The 18,741-nt window shown below is 67.9% G+C and carries 14 protein-coding genes and 1 tRNA gene; 7 read left to right on the top strand and 8 right to left on the bottom strand.

Features of this window, described 5'->3' with window-relative positions; all coding sequences use genetic code 11:
• Positions 1 to 112: 112 nt before the first annotated feature.
• Together ACFTE1_RS00145 and ACFTE1_RS00140 are read right to left on the bottom strand one after the other, a co-directional pair.
• Complete coding sequence (locus tag ACFTE1_RS00145; protein ID WP_380618803.1) at positions 113 to 2,944, bottom strand: AfsR/SARP family transcriptional regulator; 2,832 nt, start codon at positions 2,942 to 2,944, stop codon at positions 113 to 115.
• 129 nt (positions 2,945 to 3,073) lie between these two features.
• A complete protein-coding gene (locus ACFTE1_RS00140) occupies positions 3,074 to 3,349 on the bottom strand; it encodes a hypothetical protein (protein WP_380618805.1) in 276 nt (91 codons plus the stop codon).
• Between the two features lie 397 nt (positions 3,350 to 3,746).
• Between ACFTE1_RS00140 and ACFTE1_RS00135 the strand changes: the two genes are divergently transcribed.
• Together ACFTE1_RS00135 and ACFTE1_RS00130 are read left to right on the top strand one after the other, a co-directional pair.
• Positions 3,747 to 4,361 carry a DUF7019 family protein gene (locus tag ACFTE1_RS00135; RefSeq protein ID WP_380618807.1) on the top strand — a complete coding sequence of 205 codons (615 nt, stop codon included), beginning with the start codon at positions 3,747 to 3,749 and terminating at the stop codon, positions 4,359 to 4,361.
• Between the two features lie 412 nt (positions 4,362 to 4,773).
• Positions 4,774 to 5,781 carry a TerC family protein gene (locus ACFTE1_RS00130; RefSeq protein ID WP_380618809.1) on the top strand — a complete coding sequence of 336 codons (1,008 nt, stop codon included), beginning with the start codon at positions 4,774 to 4,776 and terminating at the stop codon, positions 5,779 to 5,781.
• 85 nt (positions 5,782 to 5,866) lie between these two features.
• On the opposite strand, the gene ACFTE1_RS00125 is transcribed toward ACFTE1_RS00130, so the two are convergent.
• Positions 5,867 to 6,841 (bottom strand): NAD(P)-dependent oxidoreductase, encoded by a 975-nt coding sequence (locus tag ACFTE1_RS00125; protein ID WP_380762529.1) that lies wholly within the window; start codon positions 6,839 to 6,841, stop codon positions 5,867 to 5,869.
• 34 nt (positions 6,842 to 6,875) lie between these two features.
• On the opposite strand from ACFTE1_RS00125, the gene ACFTE1_RS00120 reads away from it, so the two are divergent.
• Entirely contained in the window at positions 6,876 to 7,814 is a 939-nt protein-coding gene (locus ACFTE1_RS00120; protein ID WP_380618812.1) for a GlxA family transcriptional regulator, read from the top strand.
• Positions 7,815 to 8,076: 262 nt separating this feature from the next.
• Here the strand turns inward: ACFTE1_RS00120 and ACFTE1_RS00115 are convergent.
• Positions 8,077 to 8,151: transfer RNA gene (locus ACFTE1_RS00115), tRNA-Arg, on the bottom strand.
• Between the two features lie 389 nt (positions 8,152 to 8,540).
• Here ACFTE1_RS00115 and ACFTE1_RS00110 point away from each other — a divergent pair.
• Positions 8,541 to 10,901 (top strand): ribonucleoside-diphosphate reductase subunit alpha, encoded by a 2,361-nt coding sequence (locus tag ACFTE1_RS00110; RefSeq protein ID WP_380618814.1) that lies wholly within the window; start codon positions 8,541 to 8,543, stop codon positions 10,899 to 10,901.
• 98 nt (positions 10,902 to 10,999) lie between these two features.
• A complete protein-coding gene (locus ACFTE1_RS00105) occupies positions 11,000 to 11,995 on the top strand; it encodes a ribonucleotide-diphosphate reductase subunit beta (protein WP_380618816.1) in 996 nt (331 codons plus the stop codon).
• 55 nt (positions 11,996 to 12,050) lie between these two features.
• Here the strand turns inward: ACFTE1_RS00105 and ACFTE1_RS00100 are convergent, their stop codons facing one another.
• On the bottom strand, positions 12,051 to 12,482 hold the full coding sequence (locus ACFTE1_RS00100) for a MarR family winged helix-turn-helix transcriptional regulator (protein ID WP_380618818.1): 432 nt from the start codon (positions 12,480 to 12,482) through the stop codon (positions 12,051 to 12,053).
• Positions 12,483 to 12,552: 70 nt separating this feature from the next.
• Between ACFTE1_RS00100 and ACFTE1_RS00095 the strand changes: the two genes are divergently transcribed.
• Positions 12,553 to 13,392, top strand: a complete 840-nt coding sequence (locus tag ACFTE1_RS00095; RefSeq protein ID WP_380618820.1) for an SDR family NAD(P)-dependent oxidoreductase — start codon at positions 12,553 to 12,555, stop codon at positions 13,390 to 13,392.
• 74 nt (positions 13,393 to 13,466) lie between these two features.
• Here the strand turns inward: ACFTE1_RS00095 and putP are convergent, their stop codons facing one another.
• The 3 genes from putP to ACFTE1_RS00080 all read right to left on the bottom strand — a co-directional run bounded on the left by putP (position 13,467) and on the right by ACFTE1_RS00080 (position 16,601).
• Positions 13,467 to 14,996 (bottom strand): sodium/proline symporter PutP, encoded by a 1,530-nt coding sequence (gene putP / locus ACFTE1_RS00090; RefSeq protein WP_380618822.1) that lies wholly within the window; start codon positions 14,994 to 14,996, stop codon positions 13,467 to 13,469.
• A gap of 574 nt (positions 14,997 to 15,570) precedes the next feature.
• Positions 15,571 to 15,915, bottom strand: coding sequence for an FmdB family zinc ribbon protein (locus tag ACFTE1_RS00085; protein ID WP_380618824.1), 345 nt, complete (start codon positions 15,913 to 15,915; stop codon positions 15,571 to 15,573).
• Between the two features lie 137 nt (positions 15,916 to 16,052).
• Complete coding sequence (locus ACFTE1_RS00080) at positions 16,053 to 16,601, bottom strand: 5-formyltetrahydrofolate cyclo-ligase (protein ID WP_380618826.1); 549 nt, start codon at positions 16,599 to 16,601, stop codon at positions 16,053 to 16,055.
• Between the two features lie 172 nt (positions 16,602 to 16,773).
• Between ACFTE1_RS00080 and ACFTE1_RS00075 the strand changes: the two genes are divergently transcribed.
• Positions 16,774 to 18,714, top strand: a complete 1,941-nt coding sequence (locus ACFTE1_RS00075) for a diguanylate cyclase (protein ID WP_380618828.1) — start codon at positions 16,774 to 16,776, stop codon at positions 18,712 to 18,714.
• Positions 18,715 to 18,741 lie beyond the last annotated feature (27 nt).

Raw genomic sequence — 18,741 nt, 5'->3', positions numbered from 1 at the left:
GGCCGGCGCAGTGGGCCGCGCCCCTCTCTGCCCGGTGGACGGCCCCCGACGGCTCACGGCGAAGCCCGGATCAATAGCCGCTGTGGGAATACGCCCGCGGTTCACCGTCGTCTCATTCCACCCCGAACTCCGGAGGACGCGGATACGGCACCGGGTTCGACGCGAGCTTCGAGTGCCGTTCGTCATCTACGATCCCGACCGTCCGGGCCAGATCCAGCGCCTCGGCCCGCAGGTCGTCCGAGGAGTCGAAATCCCCCTCCGCGTGGGCCGCCTCGGCCAGACCCCAGAGTGCTTCGGCGTAGAGCTCCGACGACTGCGCGCTGGCTCTGTCCAGTTCCCGCACGCACTCGTCGAACCGGCCGTGGGCTTCGGCGGGGCGTCCGGCGTCCAGAAGGCGGAACCCGCGATTGGACAACACGTTCACTTTCGTCAGGGAGTCCACTCGAGTGAGGAACTCCATGGCCTTCTCACTGCGGGCCAGAGCGTTCTCCGTATCGCGATTGCGGGCGCCGAGTCTCGACAGCATGATCCAGCCCCAGGCCTCCACCGTGGGGCGGTTGAGCTCGCTCCCGACCCGGCGGACGGTCTCGGCGTCGCTCAAAGCCTGGGAACGATCGTCCTCGGTCATGCTGATCGCGTACCGGGTCAAGGACGCGGTGATGACGAAGTTCTCGTTGCCCGCCGCCTCCGCGCGTTCGGACGCCGTGGAGAGCAGTTTCAACGCCTCGGTCGGAGACCCCGTGTTCGCGCGCCAGTTGGCCGCGGAGCTGTACACGAAATAGTCCCATGGCTGCGGAGATCGTCGGACGGAGTTCAACCCGATGTCGACGATGGTCTTCAACTGGAGTGGCCTGGTGGCGAGGAAGGAATAGGTGGGGTAGGTCTGTGTGCACAGCAGGGCGGCGTCCGAAGGACGCCCTCCCCGGTCGGCGAGGAATCGCAGAACGGACTCTATCGCCTCCAGCTCGCGTTCGAGCCACTCGTAGGCCTCTTCGGCACTGGAGAAAGCGACCGCCTGGTCAGAGTAGTCGGGGCCTATGATCGAGGCCGACCCCTGGCTCGCGTCATGTGCCTTGGCCGCGTTGTTGGACGTCCCGATGTAGAAACGCGCCATCCGGTCGACCGCGGCGCGGCGTCCTTCGGCGGGCAGAATCTCGGACGAAGTGAGGGCGAAGCGCCGGATCACATCATGCATCCGCCACCTTCCCAGACCCGACCGCTCGACGAGTCGATACCCGGCGAGGACTGAAAGCCGACTCTCGGTCTCGGTCTCCGATCGCTCGGACATTGCCGCGAGCGCGTCGATGCTCGCGTCATTGCCCGGATGGAGGGCGGCCAGACGGAACAGGCGTACTGTTTCGTCACCGTCGCGGTGCCTCTGGGAGACGTCGGCGAGTGAAGTGTCCAGAATCGAGCTCAATCGTCGGCGGCCGTCGTCGAAGTACTCGGCCGTGTCGCTATTCCCCAGTTCGGAGGCGAAATTCCTGGCCGACCGACCGGGGTCCAGACGTAGTCTGGCGGCCATGACGCACAGCGCCAGCGGAAGTCCTCCGCATTCCCGGGCGATCGAGGCGAGAGAGCCCCTGTCGTCCTCACGGTCGCTTTCGGTGGAGGAAACCAGAAGAGCGACGGAGTCGTTCCCGCCCAGGAGGTCGAGGTGCATGTTGGAGGCCGCGTCGATCGTGGCCATCGGCCGGCGCGATGTTATCAGAACAGCGCTGGAGCGCCCTGGGAGCAGAGGGACGACCTGAGTGTCGTCTCTGGCATCGTCCAGGACGACCAGGATCCGCCGTTCCGAGGTGAGGGCGCGGAAACGGGCGGCGACCTCGTCCACCGACGCGTTGAGCGGGATGTCGCTGTCGTAGCTGCGAAGAAAACGCCGGAGGACTTCCTCCGGCGAAAGCGGCTCGGTGCCGGGCGTGGCCCCATGGAGGTCCGCGTACAGAACGCCGTCGGGAAACCAGTCGGCAACCTTGTGCGCGACATGGACGGCAAGGGCCGATTTGCCGACCCCGCCGATGCCGTTGACGGCGCAGACCACGCCGGTCGCGCGCGGATCGGTGAGGAGGTCGGTCAGATGTGCCGCCTGGCGGCGGCGGCCGGTGAAGTGGACCGGCGGCGGGGGAAGTTGCCTCGGTACGTTTCCCTTAGTGACGGACGCCTGTGGTCTCGGTTTCGGCGCCTCGTCTCGCAGCAGGGAGGTGTGCAGGTCCTTCAGTTCGCCGCTCGGGTCCAGACCGGTCTCCTCCGCCAGACGGGCCTGGAAATCCGCGTACGCCTGGACGGCCCGATGCGTGTTCCCCTGTGCCCGGAGGGCCGTCATCGCGGCCTTCACGGCGTCCTGGTTCATCGGATCGGCGGCCAGGATCGTCTCCGCTTCGCGCAGCGCCTCGGCGGAGTCCCCCGCCTCGGCCAGTGCGACGGCGAGGAGCGCGCGGGCCTCGGCCGCCATATTTGCCAAACGGGTCGCTTCGAGGCGGAAGACATCGCTCTCCATCTGAGGAAACGGGCTTCCGGAGCAAAGGGCCAACGCCTCCTTGCACGCCGTGGCCGCACGCCGGTGCTCACCGCCGCGGTGAGCGTTGACGGCGACGGTGATCAGGGTTTCGAACCGCTCGACGTCCGTTGTGGCGTTCCGCAGACGGTAGCCTCCGTCGCAGCTTTCGAGTCCGTCGAATCCGACTCGGCGAAGTCGCACTTTCAGTCGGCTGACGAGATTCTGCGTGAGGCGCTGGGCCAGCCGGGGAGGATCTCCTTCCCAGAGGGCGTCGATGATCGCAGCCGACGTCACCGGACGCGGAGCGTTCAACGCGAGGAGCGCCAACAGGGTTCGCGACTGTCCGCTCGACACCCGGATCGGCTCGCCGCCGATGGACAGGTTCCACGGGCTCAACAGGGAAAGGCTCAGACGTGTGGTGTCCGAAGGGGTTGGAGAGGGTGGCATGGAGTCACCCTACAGTCCGCGTGGACCCGCCCCGGATCGACAATGTCCAGGCTGTGAACTGTGCGTGCCTGCCATGCGGCTCTGTGACTTCGGACGGGGCCCGGTCGCGGCCGGGCCCCGTGTCAGTCCTTAGTAGACGTAGGCGAAGTAGTAGGAGCCTCCGAGGTTGGAGCATCCCATCGTGATCGTGGCTCCCGCGTTCTCGGCCTCGATCTGGTTGCGGTAGCACTCCCTGAACGTGTCGTACGGGCCGGAAGAGTAGGCCAGCACGCCGATTTCGGAGGAGTGGGGCGACTGCGCCGCGGGAGCGGCAGTGGCCGGCCCGGCGAACGCGGCCGCAGCAGAGACACCGGCGGCCGCGACGGCCAATGCGGTGGCCGTGCGCTTGATGTTGAACTTGACCATGGGATTCCTTCCATTCGAGGGATATCGAATTGACGATTGACATCGTAGGAGCCGCCATCCTGCGCGCGGCATGTTCGCTGCATGTTTCGAGTTCAGGGGCGCAGATCAGATCAGGCGAACGTCCGTCGCGCACCTCGGAATCAACACGGCCGCAGGCGCAATCGTCTAGCGCCGCAGAAGAGGGGGCGGTGAAGGCTCCACCTCGCTCGTCGGCAGGGACCGCGTATTGACGGCCCGCGCAAAAGGCCTCCTGGTTCGGCGCATGCCCACGGGAGGCCCCTTCCCCACTGCATCGGGGATCGTCAGTTCATGGATCCTGTACGGAGGCAGCCGCGCACGAGCCCGGTAACCTGAGTCAAAAGCCGCGCAGGGCGACCGAGGAGATCGGAGAGGGCACATGTCGATCAGGTACTACGTGTACATAGGCGATACGAAGGTGGACATGATGCTGCCCCAGATCGACCCGGGGTTCGCGCACTCCCGGGAGACCGAGGTCCGGGCCGGCGTCAGCCTCGTCGGAGCGACCCGCAAGGTGGCCAAGGCCGTCCCCGACCGCGTCGCCCGCCTGGAGAGGGTCGTCCGACACCTCCAGGACCACATGGACATCGGCACGCCCGACGCCCCGGGAGCGTACTTCGCCGGGATCCTTCCCGCGCGGATGCTCGTCCAATCGCCCGACTCGGTGTACTTCGGCGGCGCGACCGAGACCACGGAGATCGGCCTGGGAGGCTCGGCCTCCCACCTGGTGACGCCGTCGATGCCGGCCTCCGAGGAGATCCCCATGGGCTCGCATATGCCGGGCATCCTGCGGGTCCTGGCCGCCGTGTCGGAGACCGGGGAAACGGCCGAGGAACCCGGACTAGCCGACGACGTCCACCAGGCCAACCGCCGCATCCGCGGACCGCTCCAGAACATCGAGGTCCTCGCCAAACTACTGGCCTACGAGCCGGGCGCCCACGACGGGAACGCGGTCGTGGTGGGCAGCCCGATCTACGTGGCGCTCGCGGACTAGCAACCCGCCGTGGAGACCTTCGGCGACTTCGCGAACCAGACCCACCGCTGCGGCTTCATATGGACGTACCTCTTCAGGCGCTGTGTCAGCCGGACCGAGGTCACGGTCCAACTGAGGGTGAGGCTCACCGCAGTCGACTTGCCGGGCAATCGCCTCAACGACGGAGGCGTCTCTCCCCTACGCCGGAGAGGCTCCCGGACCTGCAAGGTGACGCGGCTTCCTCCGTCCCGCGACCGGTGGAACCGTGCGGCGACGCCGCGGCCGCTTCGCCGGACAGGAGCCACTCGACCGAATCGGGCCCTGCCGTCCCCACCTCAGCCGGAAGGCACTGCATTCAAACCTGTTAGTATGCAGGGCGACTGGGGCGGAGTCGGCCCACAGCCACAGCTTCGGCGATCCCAATGGAGGTAACGTGCTCGATATCAGTCCGTTGACATGGGCGGTGACGGTCGGCCTGACTGTCGTCCTCCTCCTGATCGACCTGGTCCTGGCGGCCTGGCGCCCCCACAAGGTGGGTTTCCGGGAGGCCGCCGCCTGGTCGGTGTTCTACATCGCGATAGCCGTCGCGTTCGGCCTCTGGTTCGGGTCGCAGTACGGCAGCGCCGCCGGCACCGAGTACTTCGCCGGCTACATCATCGAGAAGAGCCTCTCGGTCGACAACCTGTTCGTGTTCGTCATCATCATGGCGACGTTCGCCGTCCCCGAGGAACACCAGCACAAGGTGCTCACCTTCGGCATCGTGATCGCGCTCGTCATGCGCGTGATTTTCATCGTGCTCGGCGCAACCCTCATCAGCCTTTTCTCCTTCATGTTCCTCCTGTTCGGGCTCCTGCTGATCTACACCGCGGTCCAGCTGTTCCGCCACCGCGACGAGGACCCCGACATCGAGTCGAACCCGATGGTGCGCGGCGCGAAGCGCGTCCTGCCGGTCGGCTCGGACTACGTCGGCGGGAAGCTGTTCGCTCACGAGGACGGCCGCCGGGTCGTCACGCCGCTGTTCATCGTGTTGATCGCGATCGGCTCGGTCGACCTCCTTTTCGCGCTCGACTCGATCCCCGCCGTCTTCGGCGTCACCGACGAGACCTACATCGTGTTCACCGCGAACGCTTTCGCCCTTCTGGGCCTGCGAGCCCTGTTCTTCCTCGTGAAGGGCCTCCTCGACCGGCTCGTGTACCTCTCGGCGGGCCTGGCGCTGATCCTGGCGTTCATCGGCCTGAAGCTGATCATGCACTGGGCCCATGTGGACCTCAATGAGTCGATACCCGAGATCCCCACTCCGCTGAGCCTCGGCGTTGTCATCGGCATCCTGGTCATCGTGACCGTCGCGAGCCTCGTGAGGACCCGTTCCCACCCCGAGGAGAAGGCCCACGCCGGATCGCTCACCGCGACCAAGTCCGACCGGAAGGACCGGCCGCAGTAGGAGAGCGCCTTCACCCGCAATGCCGGAGCCGCGTGCCGCGAGGACGCGACCGCGGAGGGGTCGTCGTCCTCGGCCAGGAGTTCAGCTACGTCGCGGCCGGTCCCGATGTGGAAGGGACGGGCCGGACCAGACCTTCGACGGCGCGGGTGAAGCTCTTGTCCCCGTGCCCGTCGGCGACCTGGTCGGCGAAGACGCGCCGCAACGGGGCGAGCAGGGAGGGGTCGACCTTCTGCACCTCCGCGGTGGCGATGACGTCCTCCAAACCGGACCGATTGGTCGACAGGTCCGAGAACGTCACGGAATACTCCCCGGAGTCGATCTCGGAGGCGAGCGCGGGAGCCAGGTCCATGATGGAACGCAGCCAGGGCGTCATGAACTGCTCGGAGAATCCGCCGAACTCCACGCCCTCGGCCCGCATCATGGCGGCCGCCTGGAACAGGCCGCCGAGGAGTCCGTACATGGCGGCCAGCACCGCCATGTCGTGGGCGGCGGCCAGGCCGACGTCCTCGCCGAGATGGCGGGCGTCGCCCAGGTCGTCCAGCGCGCCGCGCACGCCTTCGGACGCCTCTCCGCTGTACACCAGGAGGTTCTCGTCGGTTCCGACCGTCTGCGGAACGCCGAAGACGGCGGCGTCGACGAAGGCGGCGCCCCGCTCCGACAGGCGCTCTCCCAGGGCTCGTGACTGGTCGGGGCGGGACGTGGCGACGTTGACGATCGTCTTGCCGCCGAGGTCCACCGAGGCGGAGGCGAGGAGTTCGTCGGCGGCGGGCAGGTCGGACAGGACCAGGAAGGCGGTGGAGGAGGCCTCGAGGGCCTCGGCGACGTCTCCGGCTACGGTCGCTCCGGCGGCGGCCAGCGGCTCGGCCTTGGCCGTCGACCGGTTCCACACCGTCGTGGTGTGCCCCTTCTCGATCAGTCGCTCGGCGATGGCGGAGCCCAGGCGGCCGAGTCCGATGACGCTGACGGTGGTCATGGTTGTTCTCCCTTGCGAAAAGCTTCGATCTGTTCGGGATCCATGGTGCCGCTTGCCGGTCGATGCCGCGACAGCTCTCGCTGCCAAGGAGCGCAAGGATTCTGCCTAGTAACCTGAGGGCATGGACCATCGCAGGGTAGCCGTCGCCGTTTCGGAGGGGCCCCTCCATCCTTGGGCGCAGTACGAACTGGGCGTCGTCGCGTCCGTTTTCGGTACGCCGCAGCCCGATCTGTCCGACCAGTGGTACGAGCTGGTCGTCTGCGAACCGGGCATGAGCTGGAGCCCCCTGGAAGAGGCGGGGACCGTCTTCGTGCCCTCCGTGACCGGAGGCTGCCTGACGCCGGAGAAGCCTTTGGCGGACAATGTCATCCAGGCGCTGCGGAACGCGTACCAGTCCGGCGCCCGCATGGTCGGGCTGTGCGACGGGACTTTCGCCCTGGCACAGGCCGGCCTGTTGAAGGGCCGGCGGGTCGCCGTCCACTGGGAGCACGAGGCCGAGCTCCGACGCCTCCATCCCGAGGTGGACATCGACTCCGGCAGGCTCTTCATCGACGACGGCGACATCGTCACCAGCGCGGGCATGTCGGCGGCCCTGGACTTGAGCGTCCACCTGGTCGCCACCGACTTCGGCGTCTCCGTCGCGAACGAGTTGGCGCGTCGGCTGGTCCTGCCTCCCTTGCGGGACGGTTCCCACGCACAGCGTTCCGTCGGGGTGGAACGGCGCCCCGACGAAGGCATCGGCGGCACGCTCGAGTGGGCGAGGACGAGGCTGGAGCGCCGCATCGACATCACGGACCTGGCCCGCCACGCGAAGGTCAGCCCGCGGACGTTCTTCCGGCGCTTGGAGGAGGCCACCGGGCAGACTCCGATGAAGTGGCTGCTGCGCCAGAGGCTGGCGATGGCGAAGGAGCTGCTGGAGTCGACGGCGCTTCCGGTCGAGGCGGTGGCGAGGCGTTGCGGTCTGGGGACGGCGGCCAACCTGAGGAGGCATTTCCAGAGGGTCGAAGGGACGTCGCCCACGGCCTACCGGAAGGCGTTCGCCTCCGCCGGATCGGCCTGACCCCCTTGGTCCTTCCGCGCCATCCCTGAGCGCCTTCCCGATGAATCGCCGATGAAAGACGTCTACGATCACCGCTCTCGCGCCCTCCAGTGCTCGATCACCCTCATCGGTGAAACAGCAGACGCCGTGGGAAGGTGCGTGACCGAGTTCAGTGAACGAGCAAAAGGTGCGAGCAAAGGTGCGTCCCAGAACCAACGCACCCGGACTCGAGGCGCACGAGACGAAAAAAGACCCGCGCAGCGACTCGCTGCGCAGGTCTGTGTGGCGCCCCCGGCAGGATTCGAACCTGCGCACCCGGTTCCGGAGACCGGTGCTCTATCCCCTGAGCTACGGGGGCCTGTGGAAAACCCAGGCCGATGACCGCTTATTAGGCGATCCTTCTGGGACCGCAGCAATCTTACCAGCCGCGACCGGCTCGACAGAGGGAGGGCGGTGTAGCGAAGGACACACGGCCACCGAAGGGGTGGACCCCGGGGCGCGGAGGGGGCTTTCTGTCGGAGGCTTGCCCTAGGCTGAGTCGGGGCCGGGGCGTCCGGCCGGGTTGCCGAGCTGCGGCTTTGACCGTCCGGCACGCAGTGGAATATGGGTCGGGCACAATATCTTGGGTCGTGCCCCGCTATGGAACACAAGATGTATGATTTCTTCCGGCCGGGTGCATGAGGCGCACACGGCCGCAATCGCGGCTCGGGAGAGCGAAAGTCGGACTCGTCACAAGAGGAGACATCGATGACCATCGAAACAATGTCCCACCTGTCGGCCCCCTCAGAGGTCGGTGTTCCGAACCAGAAGTCCGGCGCGCAGCCCTCGACGAGACGGGGTGAGCCATTGGAGGCGGTGGCGGCGCATTTGCGCGTCCACGCCGAAGGCATCGACCTGGACCCGGCGAAGGTGGAGCAGAGCCTCAGGCGCGGCGTCTGGAACGGCGCGACGGAACAGGACCTGAGGGAGCGCGCGGTCGCGATCGCGGCAGACCTGGTCGCCGAGGACCCGGCGCACTCGAAGCTGGCGGCGAGGCTGCTGGCCACCGAGATCGCCAGGGAGACGGCCGGAGAGGGCGTCACGAGCTTCTCCACGTCGGTCAAGCTCGCCCACTGCGAGGGACTCGTCCACGACCGCCTCGCCCAGTTCGTCGCGGAGAACGCGGAAACGCTCGACGGCCTCATCGACGGCGACGCGGACGACAGGTTCGAGTACTTCGGCCTGCGCACCGTCTACGACCGCTACCTGATCCGCCACCCGCAGAGCCGCAAAGTCCTGGAGCGCCCGCAGTTCTTCTTCATGCGCGTCGCCTGCGGCCTCTCGGAGACCACCGAGGAGGCCAACGAGCTCTACCAGCTGATGAGCTCCCTGAGCTACCTGCCGAGCTCCCCGACCCTGTTCAACTCCGGCGGCAGCCACCCGCAGCTGTCGAGCTGCTTCCTGCTCGACTCCCCACAGGACTCCCTGGAGTCCATCTACGAGCGCTACACCCAGGTCGCCCGGCTGTCCAAGTACGCCGGCGGCATCGGCATCGCGTGGTCCAAGATCCGCTCGCGCGGCTCCCTCATCAAGGGCACCAACGGCCACTCCAACGGCATCGTCCCCTGGCTGCGGACCCTGGACTCCTCGGTCGCGGCGGTGAACCAGGGCGGCCGCCGCAAAGGAGCCGCCTGCGTCTACCTCGCGACGTGGCACGCGGACGTGGAGGAGTTCCTGGAGCTGAGGGACAACACCGGATCGGAGGACCGCCGGACCCACAACCTGAACCTCGCCAACTGGGTCCCCGACGAGTTCATGCGCCGCGTCGAGGCCGACGGCGAGTGGTCCCTCTTCGACCCCAAGCGCGTCCCCGAACTGGCCGACCTGTGGGGAGAGGCCTTCGACGAGGCCTACCGCCGGGCGGAGCGGGACGGCAAGGCCGAGAAGACCGTCAGCGCCCGCGAACTCTACGGCCGCATGATGCGCACCCTCGCCCAGACCGGCAACGGCTGGATGACCTTCTCCGACACCGCCAACCGCACCTCGAACCAGACGGCGCGGCCCGAGAACACCATCCACCTCTCCAACCTCTGCACCGAGATCCTGGAGGTCACCTCGGACGCCGAGACCGCGGTGTGCAACCTGGGCTCGGTCAACCTGGCCCGGCACTGCGACGCCGACGGCTTCGACTTCACCCGCCTGGAGCGGACGGTCCGCACCGCCATGAAGTTCCTCGACAGGACGATCGACCTCGGCTTCTACCCGACCGAACAGGCCCGCAACGCCAACATGCGCTGGCGCCCGGTCGGCCTCGGAGCCATGGGCCTCGCCGACGTCTTCTTCAAGCTCGGCCTCGACTTCGACGGACAGGAGGCCCGGCGCCTCTCGACGAGGATCGCCGAGACGATCCAGCTGACCGCGCTGGAGACTTCGGCGGAACTGGCCGAGAGGCTGGGCGCCCACGAGACGTTCCCCGAGACTCGTGCGGCCCAGGGCGTCCTGCACCACGACCACTACGACACCGAGACCACCCTGGGCGGGCGCTGGAACGCGGTGCGCGAGAAGATCACCGACACCGGCCTGCGCAACTCCCTCATGATCGCCATCGCCCCGACCGCCACCATCGCCTCGATCGCCGGCTGCAGCGAGTGCATCGAGCCCGTCGTGTCCAACGTCTTCAAACGGGAGACCCTCTCCGGAGAGTTCCTCCAGGTCAACAAACACCTCGTGGGAGAGCTCAAAGAGCGCGGGCTCTGGACCGAGGACCTGCGCCGCGCCGTCCTCGTCGCCGAAGGGTCGGTCCAGGACGTGCCCGGCGTCCCCGAGGACATCAAGCGCCGCTACCGCACCGCGTGGGAACTCCCGCAGCGCGCCCTGATCGACATGGCCGCGGCCCGAACCCCGTTCATCGACCAGGGGCAGTCGCTCAACCTCTTCATGGCCCAACCCACCATCGGCAAACTCTCGTCGATGTACCTCCACGCCTGGAAACAGGGCCTGAAGACCACCTACTACCTCCGCTCGCGCCCCGCGACGCGGATCAACCAGACCACGGTGGCGGCGCCGGCCGCGACCGAGGCGGAGGCCTGCTCCCTGGAGAACCCGGAGAGCTGCGAGGCCTGCCAGTAAGACCCGACGAACACCGCCCGCAAGGCGGACAAGGGGCCGAGACGCGCTGGCCGCCGTCCCGGCCCCTCATTCACCGTGCCACGAAAAAGGAGGACACCATGCTGCTGGACCCTGGAATGGACCTGACGCTGCGGCCGATGAAGTACCCGGACTTCTACGAGCAGTACCGGGCCGCGATCCGCAACACCTGGACGGTCGAAGAGGTCGACCTCGCCTCGGACCTCGCCGACCTCGCCGGCTTCACCGAACAGGAACGCCACCTGATCCACCGGCTCGTCGCCTTCTTCGCCACCGGCGACACCATCGTCGCCAACAACCTCGTGCTCAACCTCTACCAGCACGTCAACTCCCCCGAAGGCCGCCTCTACCTCTCCCGGCAGCTGTTCGAAGAGGCCGTCCACGTGCAGTTCTACCTGACCCTGCTGGACACCTACCTGCCCGACCCCGACGACCGCGCCGAGGCCTTCGCCGCCGTCGACAACATCCCCTCCATCAAGCACAAGGCCGACTTCTGCTTCAAATGGATCGACTCGGTCTTCGAACTGCGGGAGCTCAAGACCCCCGAGGACCGCCGCGCGTTCCTCCTGAACCTCATCTGCTTCGCCGCCTGCATCGAAGGCCTCTTCTTCTACGGCGCCTTCGCCTACGTCTACTGGCTGCGCTCGCGGGGCCTCCTGGACGGACTGGCGACCGGCACCAACTGGGTCTTCCGCGACGAGTCGTGCCACATGAACTTCGCATTCAGCGTCGTCGACGTGGTCCGCCGAGAGGAGCCCGAGCTGTTCGACGACGAGATGCGCGACCGGGTCACGGAGATGATGGAGGAGGCGGTGACCGCGGAGCTCCAGTTCGCCGAGGACCTCATCGGCGAGGGCATGCCCGGAATGACGGTGGAGGACATGAAGTCCTACCTCGAGTACGTCGCCGACCAGCGTCTGGAGCGCCTCGGCATGCCGAAGAAATGGGGTTCGGAGAACCCGTTCGGGTTCATGGCCCTGCAGGACGTCCAGGAGCTGACGAACTTCTTCGAACGCCGCCCGACGGCCTACCAGGTGGCCGTCGAAGGCCGGGTCGACCTGGACGAGGACTTCTAGCACGCGAAGGAAGAGGCGGCGGGCCGGCGGCCCGCCGCCTTTCGCATGCCACCGGTCAGAACCGGTCCAGCTCCGCGGCGACCTTCTCCAGCGAACCGCGGAGGACGGCCCGCTCCCGGTCAGTGAGGACCTCGGCGATCCGCCGCTCCACGGCCGACACCCGGACGTCGGCCGTCGCTATGAGGTCGGCGCCGTCGTCGGTGAGGGTCAGCTCTATGACGTGCGCGTGGACGGGATGGCGTTCGCGGCGCACCAGGCCCCGACTCGTCAATCCCTTGAGGACGGATGTCATCGCCTGCGGCGTCACCAGGCACTGCCGGGCCAGGGTGGCGCCGGAGACGCCGGGCGCGAGCTTCAACCCCAGCAGCGCCGCGTACTGGGCGACCGTCAGGTCGAACTCCTTGAGCACACGGCCCTTGGCGCCCATGAGCGCCTGCTCGGTCCTCTTGATATCGAGCCCGATCCGCTCTTCCGGTGGAAGGTCCATGGCCCGAGTATACCGATACTGATCAGAATAAAGGTTTTACTTACTATCAAGGTCTTGATACTATGCGGGCATGAAACAGATGTCACTTCACGGAAGAACCGTGCTGATCACCGGTGCCACCGACGGGATGGGGCACCGCCTCGCCGAGTTGGCGGCCGAGGCGGGCGCTACGGTGCTCCTGCACGGACGGGACGCCGCCAAGCTGGGCAAGACGGAGGGACGAGTCCGCGCGAAGGCCTCCGGAGGAGGGGTCCGGACCTACCGCGCCGACCTGTCGGACCTGGAGGAGGTCCGGGCCCTGGGAGAAGAGCTGAACGCCCGCGAGCCGCACCTGGACGTCCTGGTCAACAATGCCGTCGTCGGCGGAGGAGCGGACACCTCGCGGCGTGAGGTGAGCGCACAGGGACACGAACTGCGATTCGCGGTCAACACCTTGGCGCCGGCGCTGTTGACGCGCCTGCTGGAACCCCTCCTCTCTGCGGCGGCCGCGGCCCGCGTGGTGAACGTGGCGTCGATGGGCCAGGCGCCCTTCGACCTCGACGACCTCATGTTCGAGCGCGGCTACGAGGGTGTGGAGGCCTACTGCCGCTCCAAGCTCGCCCTCATCGCGCACACCTTCTCCGCGGCCGCGAGGCTGCGGGAGCGGGGGACGACGGTGAACGCGATCCACCCCGCCCACCTCATGGACACCTCGATCGTCCGGGAAAGCGGCTTCGCGCCGGCCGTCGGCGTCGACCACGGGGCGGAACCGACCCTGCGGCTGGTCGCCGACCCGGCGCTGGAGGCGGTCACCGGGAGGTATTTCGACCGTTTCGACGACGCCGAGGCCCATTCCCAGGCCTACGACACCGAGGCCCGGGAGCGTCTGGAGGAAAGGCTGGCGGACCTGCTCGGCGGCCACGGCTTCTGAGCACGCGAAAAGGCGGCGGACACCGGGGGAGGTCCGCCGCCTTTTCTCTGTGAAGGCCTCTCTTCGTTCGGGCCTTAAGCCGCGGCCTCCTCGGCCTTGGGGTCGTACGGCGTCAGGTCGACCTCGGGCTTGGCGCCGAAGAGGCTGCCGATAGCGATGCCGAGGACGGCGGCCACGAGACCCGGGATGATGGAGTACAGGTCCGCGAAGATCGCGTTCGGCGGGGTCTCCATCGCGCCGAGCTGCTCCCACGTGATGACGGTGGCCGCGCCGAGCACCATGCCGGCCAGCGCGCCGACCCAGGTCATGCGCTTCCAGTAGAGGCTGGCGACGATGACCGGGCCGAAGGCGGCGCCGAATCCGGCCCACGCGTAGGAGACGATGCCGAGCACCGAGTCGTTGTTCGTGAGCGTCAGCAGGTAGGCGACGAGCGCGACGCCGACCACGGAGAAGCGGCCGACCCACAGCAGTTCGGAGTCCGAGGCGTCGCGGCGGAAGTAGCGGCGGTAGAAGTCCTCGGTGACGGTGGTCGAGCTGACCAGCAGCTGGCTGTCGGCGGTGGACATGATCGCCGCGAGGACCGCCGAGAGGATGATGCCCGCGATGATCGGCGGGAACAGGTCGGTGGTCAGGGCGACGAAGACCATCTCGGGGTCCTCGAGCGGCTGGTCGAAGTAGAGGATGCCGACCAGGCCGATGAAGACGGCGGCGGCGAGGGTGACGACGATCCAGGTGGTGCCGATGCGGCGGGCGGCCGGCACGTGGGCGGCGGACTTGATGCCCATGAAGCGCGCCAAAATGTGCGGCTGGCCGAAGTAGCCGAAGCCCCAGGCGGCCAGGCTGACGATGCCGATGGCACCGAGGGTCGTCCCGGAGGTCAGCCACGAGCCGTCGACGATCTCGATGGACCGCCGCGCGTTGAGGATGTCCGGATTGAGCAGCTGGAGCTCGGAGAACACCTCGCCGAACCCGCCGGTCTGCCAGACGACGAGCAGCGGCACGAGCAGGAGCGCGAAGAACATCAGGATGCCCTGCACCGCGTCGGTGATGGACACGGCGAGGAAGCCGCCGAGGAAGGTGTAGACGACGATGACGACGACGGAGACGGCGATGGCCGTCTTGGCGTCGACGCCGAAGATCGAGTTGAAGAGCTTGCCGCCGGCGACCAGTCCGGAGGCGACGTAGACGGTGAAGAAGACCAGGATGACCGCGGCGGAGATGAGCCGCAGCAGGCTCGTCCTGTCCTGGAACCGCGCCTCGAAGTAGGCCGAGAGGCTGACGGAGTCGCCGAGCCGCTGGGTGAAGGTGCGCAGGCGCCCGGCCACGATCAGCCAGTTGAGGTAGGAGCCCAGCGCGAGCCCGCCGGCCATCCAGATATTGCCGATGCCCGAGGCGTAGACCGCTCCGGGGAGTCCCATCAGCAGCCAGCCGGACATGTCGGAGGCCTGCGCCGACAGGGCCGCGGTGGTCGGGCCCAGGGAGCGCCCTCCGAGTGCGTAGTCGGACAGGCTGTTGGAGCGGCGGTAGAGCCAGGCTCCGATGGCGATCATGCCGATCAGATAGACGATGAACGTCGAAAGGATCGGTACGGACAGGTCGAACATTCTATCTTGTCCCCACTATGGTCGGGCTTTTCTGCGGATCGGGTCCGTGCCGCCACGATGGGTCGCCGGGCGGCGGGCAAGAGGTGTTTCGTGGAATGCGGTGATCCGTATTCCCAAGGTAGAGAGTGCTGTGACGGTCGTCTAGGACGTGGAGAACACGTTTTCGTAACGGTTGGGTCACTAAAGCTTCACCGGCGGCGCCTGTGCGCAGGAAAGTGGAAAACCAGACAGGGGCCGGCGTGTGGCGGCCGACTCAGAGCGGCGGGGATCCGGGCCCCGGGGGCGGGTGTTCGCGCAGCGGGGAGTGCCCATGACGGTCGCGGGACAGGGCGGGGTGCGGGCCGCGGCGCCGTGTGGCGCGGCCGGGGCGGTCGGTGGGGAGCATCGTCGATCCCTTTCGTCGGCTTTATCCAAGAATGCCGCGAAAGGGACGGTCTGTAAAGCGGAAACGGCCGAGCGGGAGCCGCTCGGCCGTGGATGTCTCGCGAGCGCCCGTTGCCGCCGGGCGCCGGAGAACGCGGTCTTCGAGAGCGCCCGACGCCGGCGGCGGGGCCGCCTCGGACGCGGTGCCGGGTCAGGCCGCCTTGGCAGAACCCTTGGAGGTCGAGCCCTTGGACGCCGAGCCCGCGGATTCCGAGCTCTTGGCGGATCCCTCCGACTTGGAGGACCCGGTCGCGGACTCGGCCTTCTTGTCGGCGGGCTTGGAGGCGTTGGAGCTCAGCTTGCCGGAGTTGGAGGAGCGGGAGTCGTTGCGGTAGAAACCGCTGCCCTTGAAGCTCACGCCCACGTTGCCGAACACCTTCTTGAGGCTGCCCTCGGCGCTGCAGGAGGGGCAGTCGGTCAGACGGGGGTCGTTGAAGCCCTGCCTCTGGTCGAATTCGTGGCCGCAGTCCGAGCAACGATATTCGTAAACGGGCACTGTCGTTCTCCTTGTTTCCTAGGCCGGCGGTGGCCGGGTCCGCCCGGCTCACGACGATATCTCGACATTAGCACTAACCGCCTCCGGCGCCGTTTTCATTCCCGGGCCGTGTGGCCTGGCAAAAGACGCGGCATTCCTCACGCGCCGACCGCGCGGGCCCCGCCGGGGGCGATGAGGTGCGTCACGGGCCGGTCGTGCTCCTCGCCGGGGACCTCGTCGAGCAGCTCGTGGTCGTACAGGAGGGCGACGACGGGGGTCCCCTCCAGGACCCGCGCGAGCGCCCTGTCGTAGGAGCCGCCTCCCCGCCCGAGGCGGATACCGCTGCGCCCCACGGCGAGAGCCGGTACGACGACCAGGTCGACGGCGGCTATCGCGTCGGGCCCCAAGGGGGTTCGCGACTCGTCGTACGCCGTCCAGTCGAGGTCCCGGTCCTCGAGCGTGAGCGGCACCAGGACGGTTCCGAACTCCCCCAAGCGCTCCGGCAGGGGCGGGTCGAGGGTCCGCCCGGGCTCGGTCCCGAAGGGCTCGTAGGCCGCCAGGCGTTTACAGGGAGTGATTTCACGCATATACTCGGTGAGATGTTCGAGGATTTCCGCATCGTATCGTTGTCGTGTACCAGTCGGAATCTCTCGGCGCTCCGCGATAAGCTGAGCCCGCAGGGTCCGCTTCTCATCCCTTCGCCCCATGCTCCCCCTCCACTGAACGGTTGGTTCTCCGGATCACCCGCACGATAATGCGATCGGCGTCCGGTATTCGATCGACTGCGGTGTGTAATCTGCTTATAGTGGGCCGTTCAGTCCCACAGGACATCCCCGCCCCGAGACCATGAGCGAACGCGACGAGAACGAAGGAGGCACCGTGTCCTTGCGCGGTCGACTGACCTCTGCCTTCCTCGTCGTCGTGCTCGGCCCCGTGCTGGTCGGCGCGATCTTCGTGGCCCTCACCGTCTCCTACATGTCCGACGTCCGCACCGACGAGCAGCTCGACGCCGCCGTCAGCACGGTCGACAGCCGGATCGGCATGTTCTGCGAGCGCATCCACACCGCCGACACGGCCCTGGCCATCACCTACCGCGACGGCCATCTGGACACCGTGCGCTCGATGGCCGAGCTGGTCGTGGCCCGGGGCGTCGCCGACGGGGTGTCGATCCGCTCCGAGGACGGACCCACGACCGTCATCGGCGCCGCCATGCCCGAGGGGCAGGGCGTCGACTGCATCGAGCCCGCCGACTCCGGCTCTGACACCATAGCCGCCGTCGTGGCCTCCCAGTCCGTCTCCACCCCCGACGGAGAGGTCACCATCTCGGCCTACCGCTTGGTCAACGCGAACTTCCTGGCGCGGCTGGCCAGCCACTCCCACGCGGCCGTCGTGCTCGACGACGCCCGGGACCCGCAGCTGGCCGCCGGGGAGGGCGACCCCGACAAGTGGGCGGTGGCCGACACCTATCTCCCTCTGCGCGTGGGAATCCCCAATGTCAACGTGACTCCGATGTACGCGGTCCTGGGCGGCATGCTCGCCGCGTCGATCGGCCTGGCGGTCGGACTGGCCGCCTGGCTGGCCCGTTCCACGACCAAGCCCCTGGCGGAGCTCTCCGACGCGGCGGAGAAACTGGCCGAGGGCGACCTGGCCATCCGCGTCCCGGTCCACGGGCACGACGAGATGAGCCAGCTGGCCGGGTCGTTCAACCAGATGGCCTCGCAGACGCAGAGGTACGTGCAGGCGTTGACCGCCAGCCGCGACCAGATGCGCGGGCAGCTGAGGCGCCTGGGCCAGACCCTGTCGGCGACGCTCGACCTGGACCGCATCATGGAGGTCATCCTCGACACCGCCATCGTGGCCACCGGCGCGCAGGCGGGCGTGGTCATGCTGGTGGACGTCAACGACTCCAACCGCCTCATCCAGCGCGCCGGGGAGGGAGACCTGGGGCTGGCCGAGCCGGCCACGGTCCGCTTCGGGGAGGGCATCATCGGCGCCATAGCCGCCCGGGGCGAGCCGGCGGCCGGGCCGATCGAGGACGGCGCCTTCGGCGCGTGGACGCGCGCCCAGACCGAGCCGTCGGGCCGCTCCATCATCGCCGTCCCCTTCCGCGGCAAGGGCCCCAGCGACAACCTCCCGGCCGGGGAGGGCGACTTCCAGGACGAGCGGGGCCCGGTCATGGGCGTCCTCGTCCTCTACGAGCGTGTCGGGGCGCCGGACTTCGACGAGAGCGACTTCGAGACCCTGGAGACCTTCGCCGGGCAGGTGTCGGTGGCGGTGGAGAACGTCCTCCTGCACCGCCAGGCGCAGCGGCTGAGCCTCACCGATCCGCTGACGGGGCTGTGGAACCTGCGGTTCATGCAGTCGGCAGTGCAGCGCGAGATCGAGCGCGCCCGGCGCTACTCCCACTCCTCGGCCCTGCTCGCGATCGACCTGGACCTCTTCAAGGCCGTCAACGACACCTACGGCCACCCGGTGGGCGACCAGGTGCTCATCGAGCTGGCGCGGAGGGTCAACGGGCAGATCCGGGAGGTCGACCTGGCCTTCCGGCACGGCGGCGAGGAGTTCATGGTGCTGCTGCCCGAGACGGACGAGGCCGGGGCGGTGGCCGTCGCCGAGCGGCTCACCTCCGCGATCAACTCGCGTCCGTTCACCGTGCGCAGCCACGAGGGTACCCTCGACCTCGACATCACCATATCGGTGGGCGTGGCGGTCACCGGTTCGCACGGTGACACGGCTCCCGAACTCATCTCCGCGGCGGATCAGGCGCTGTACCAGGCGAAAGAAGCGGGGCGCAATACGTGGCGGGTCGCGCGCCTGTAACGCGGCGGGTGTGGCTCCCGGGGCCGG

Source organism: Salininema proteolyticum (genome assembly GCF_042685645.1).
GTDB classification, from domain to species: Bacteria; Actinomycetota; Actinomycetes; order Mycobacteriales; family Micromonosporaceae; genus Salininema; species Salininema proteolyticum.
This window is presented reverse-complemented; position numbering and strand designations above follow the sequence as displayed.

What these genes read in the sequence shown, in the direction of transcription:
- ACFTE1_RS00105 (WP_380618816.1), top strand. Translation starts at nt 11,000, where the DNA reads ATGCTGCTGGACCCTGGAATGGACCTGACGCTGCGGCCGATGAAGTAC.
- putP (WP_380618822.1), bottom strand. Translation starts at nt 14,996, where the DNA reads ATGTTCGACCTGTCCGTACCGATCCTTTCGACGTTCATCGTCTATCTG.
- ACFTE1_RS00120 (WP_380618812.1), top strand. Translation starts at nt 6,876, where the DNA reads ATGGACCATCGCAGGGTAGCCGTCGCCGTTTCGGAGGGGCCCCTCCAT.
- ACFTE1_RS00080 (WP_380618826.1), bottom strand. Translation starts at nt 16,601, where the DNA reads ATGGGGCGAAGGGATGAGAAGCGGACCCTGCGGGCTCAGCTTATCGCG.
- ACFTE1_RS00145 (WP_380618803.1), bottom strand. Translation starts at nt 2,944, where the DNA reads ATGCCACCCTCTCCAACCCCTTCGGACACCACACGTCTGAGCCTTTCC.
- ACFTE1_RS00095 (WP_380618820.1), top strand. Translation starts at nt 12,553, where the DNA reads ATGAAACAGATGTCACTTCACGGAAGAACCGTGCTGATCACCGGTGCC.
- ACFTE1_RS00110 (WP_380618814.1), top strand. Translation starts at nt 8,541, where the DNA reads ATGACCATCGAAACAATGTCCCACCTGTCGGCCCCCTCAGAGGTCGGT.
- ACFTE1_RS00100 (WP_380618818.1), bottom strand. Translation starts at nt 12,482, where the DNA reads ATGGACCTTCCACCGGAAGAGCGGATCGGGCTCGATATCAAGAGGACC.
- ACFTE1_RS00140 (WP_380618805.1), bottom strand. Translation starts at nt 3,349, where the DNA reads ATGGTCAAGTTCAACATCAAGCGCACGGCCACCGCATTGGCCGTCGCG.
- ACFTE1_RS00135 (WP_380618807.1), top strand. Translation starts at nt 3,747, where the DNA reads ATGTCGATCAGGTACTACGTGTACATAGGCGATACGAAGGTGGACATG.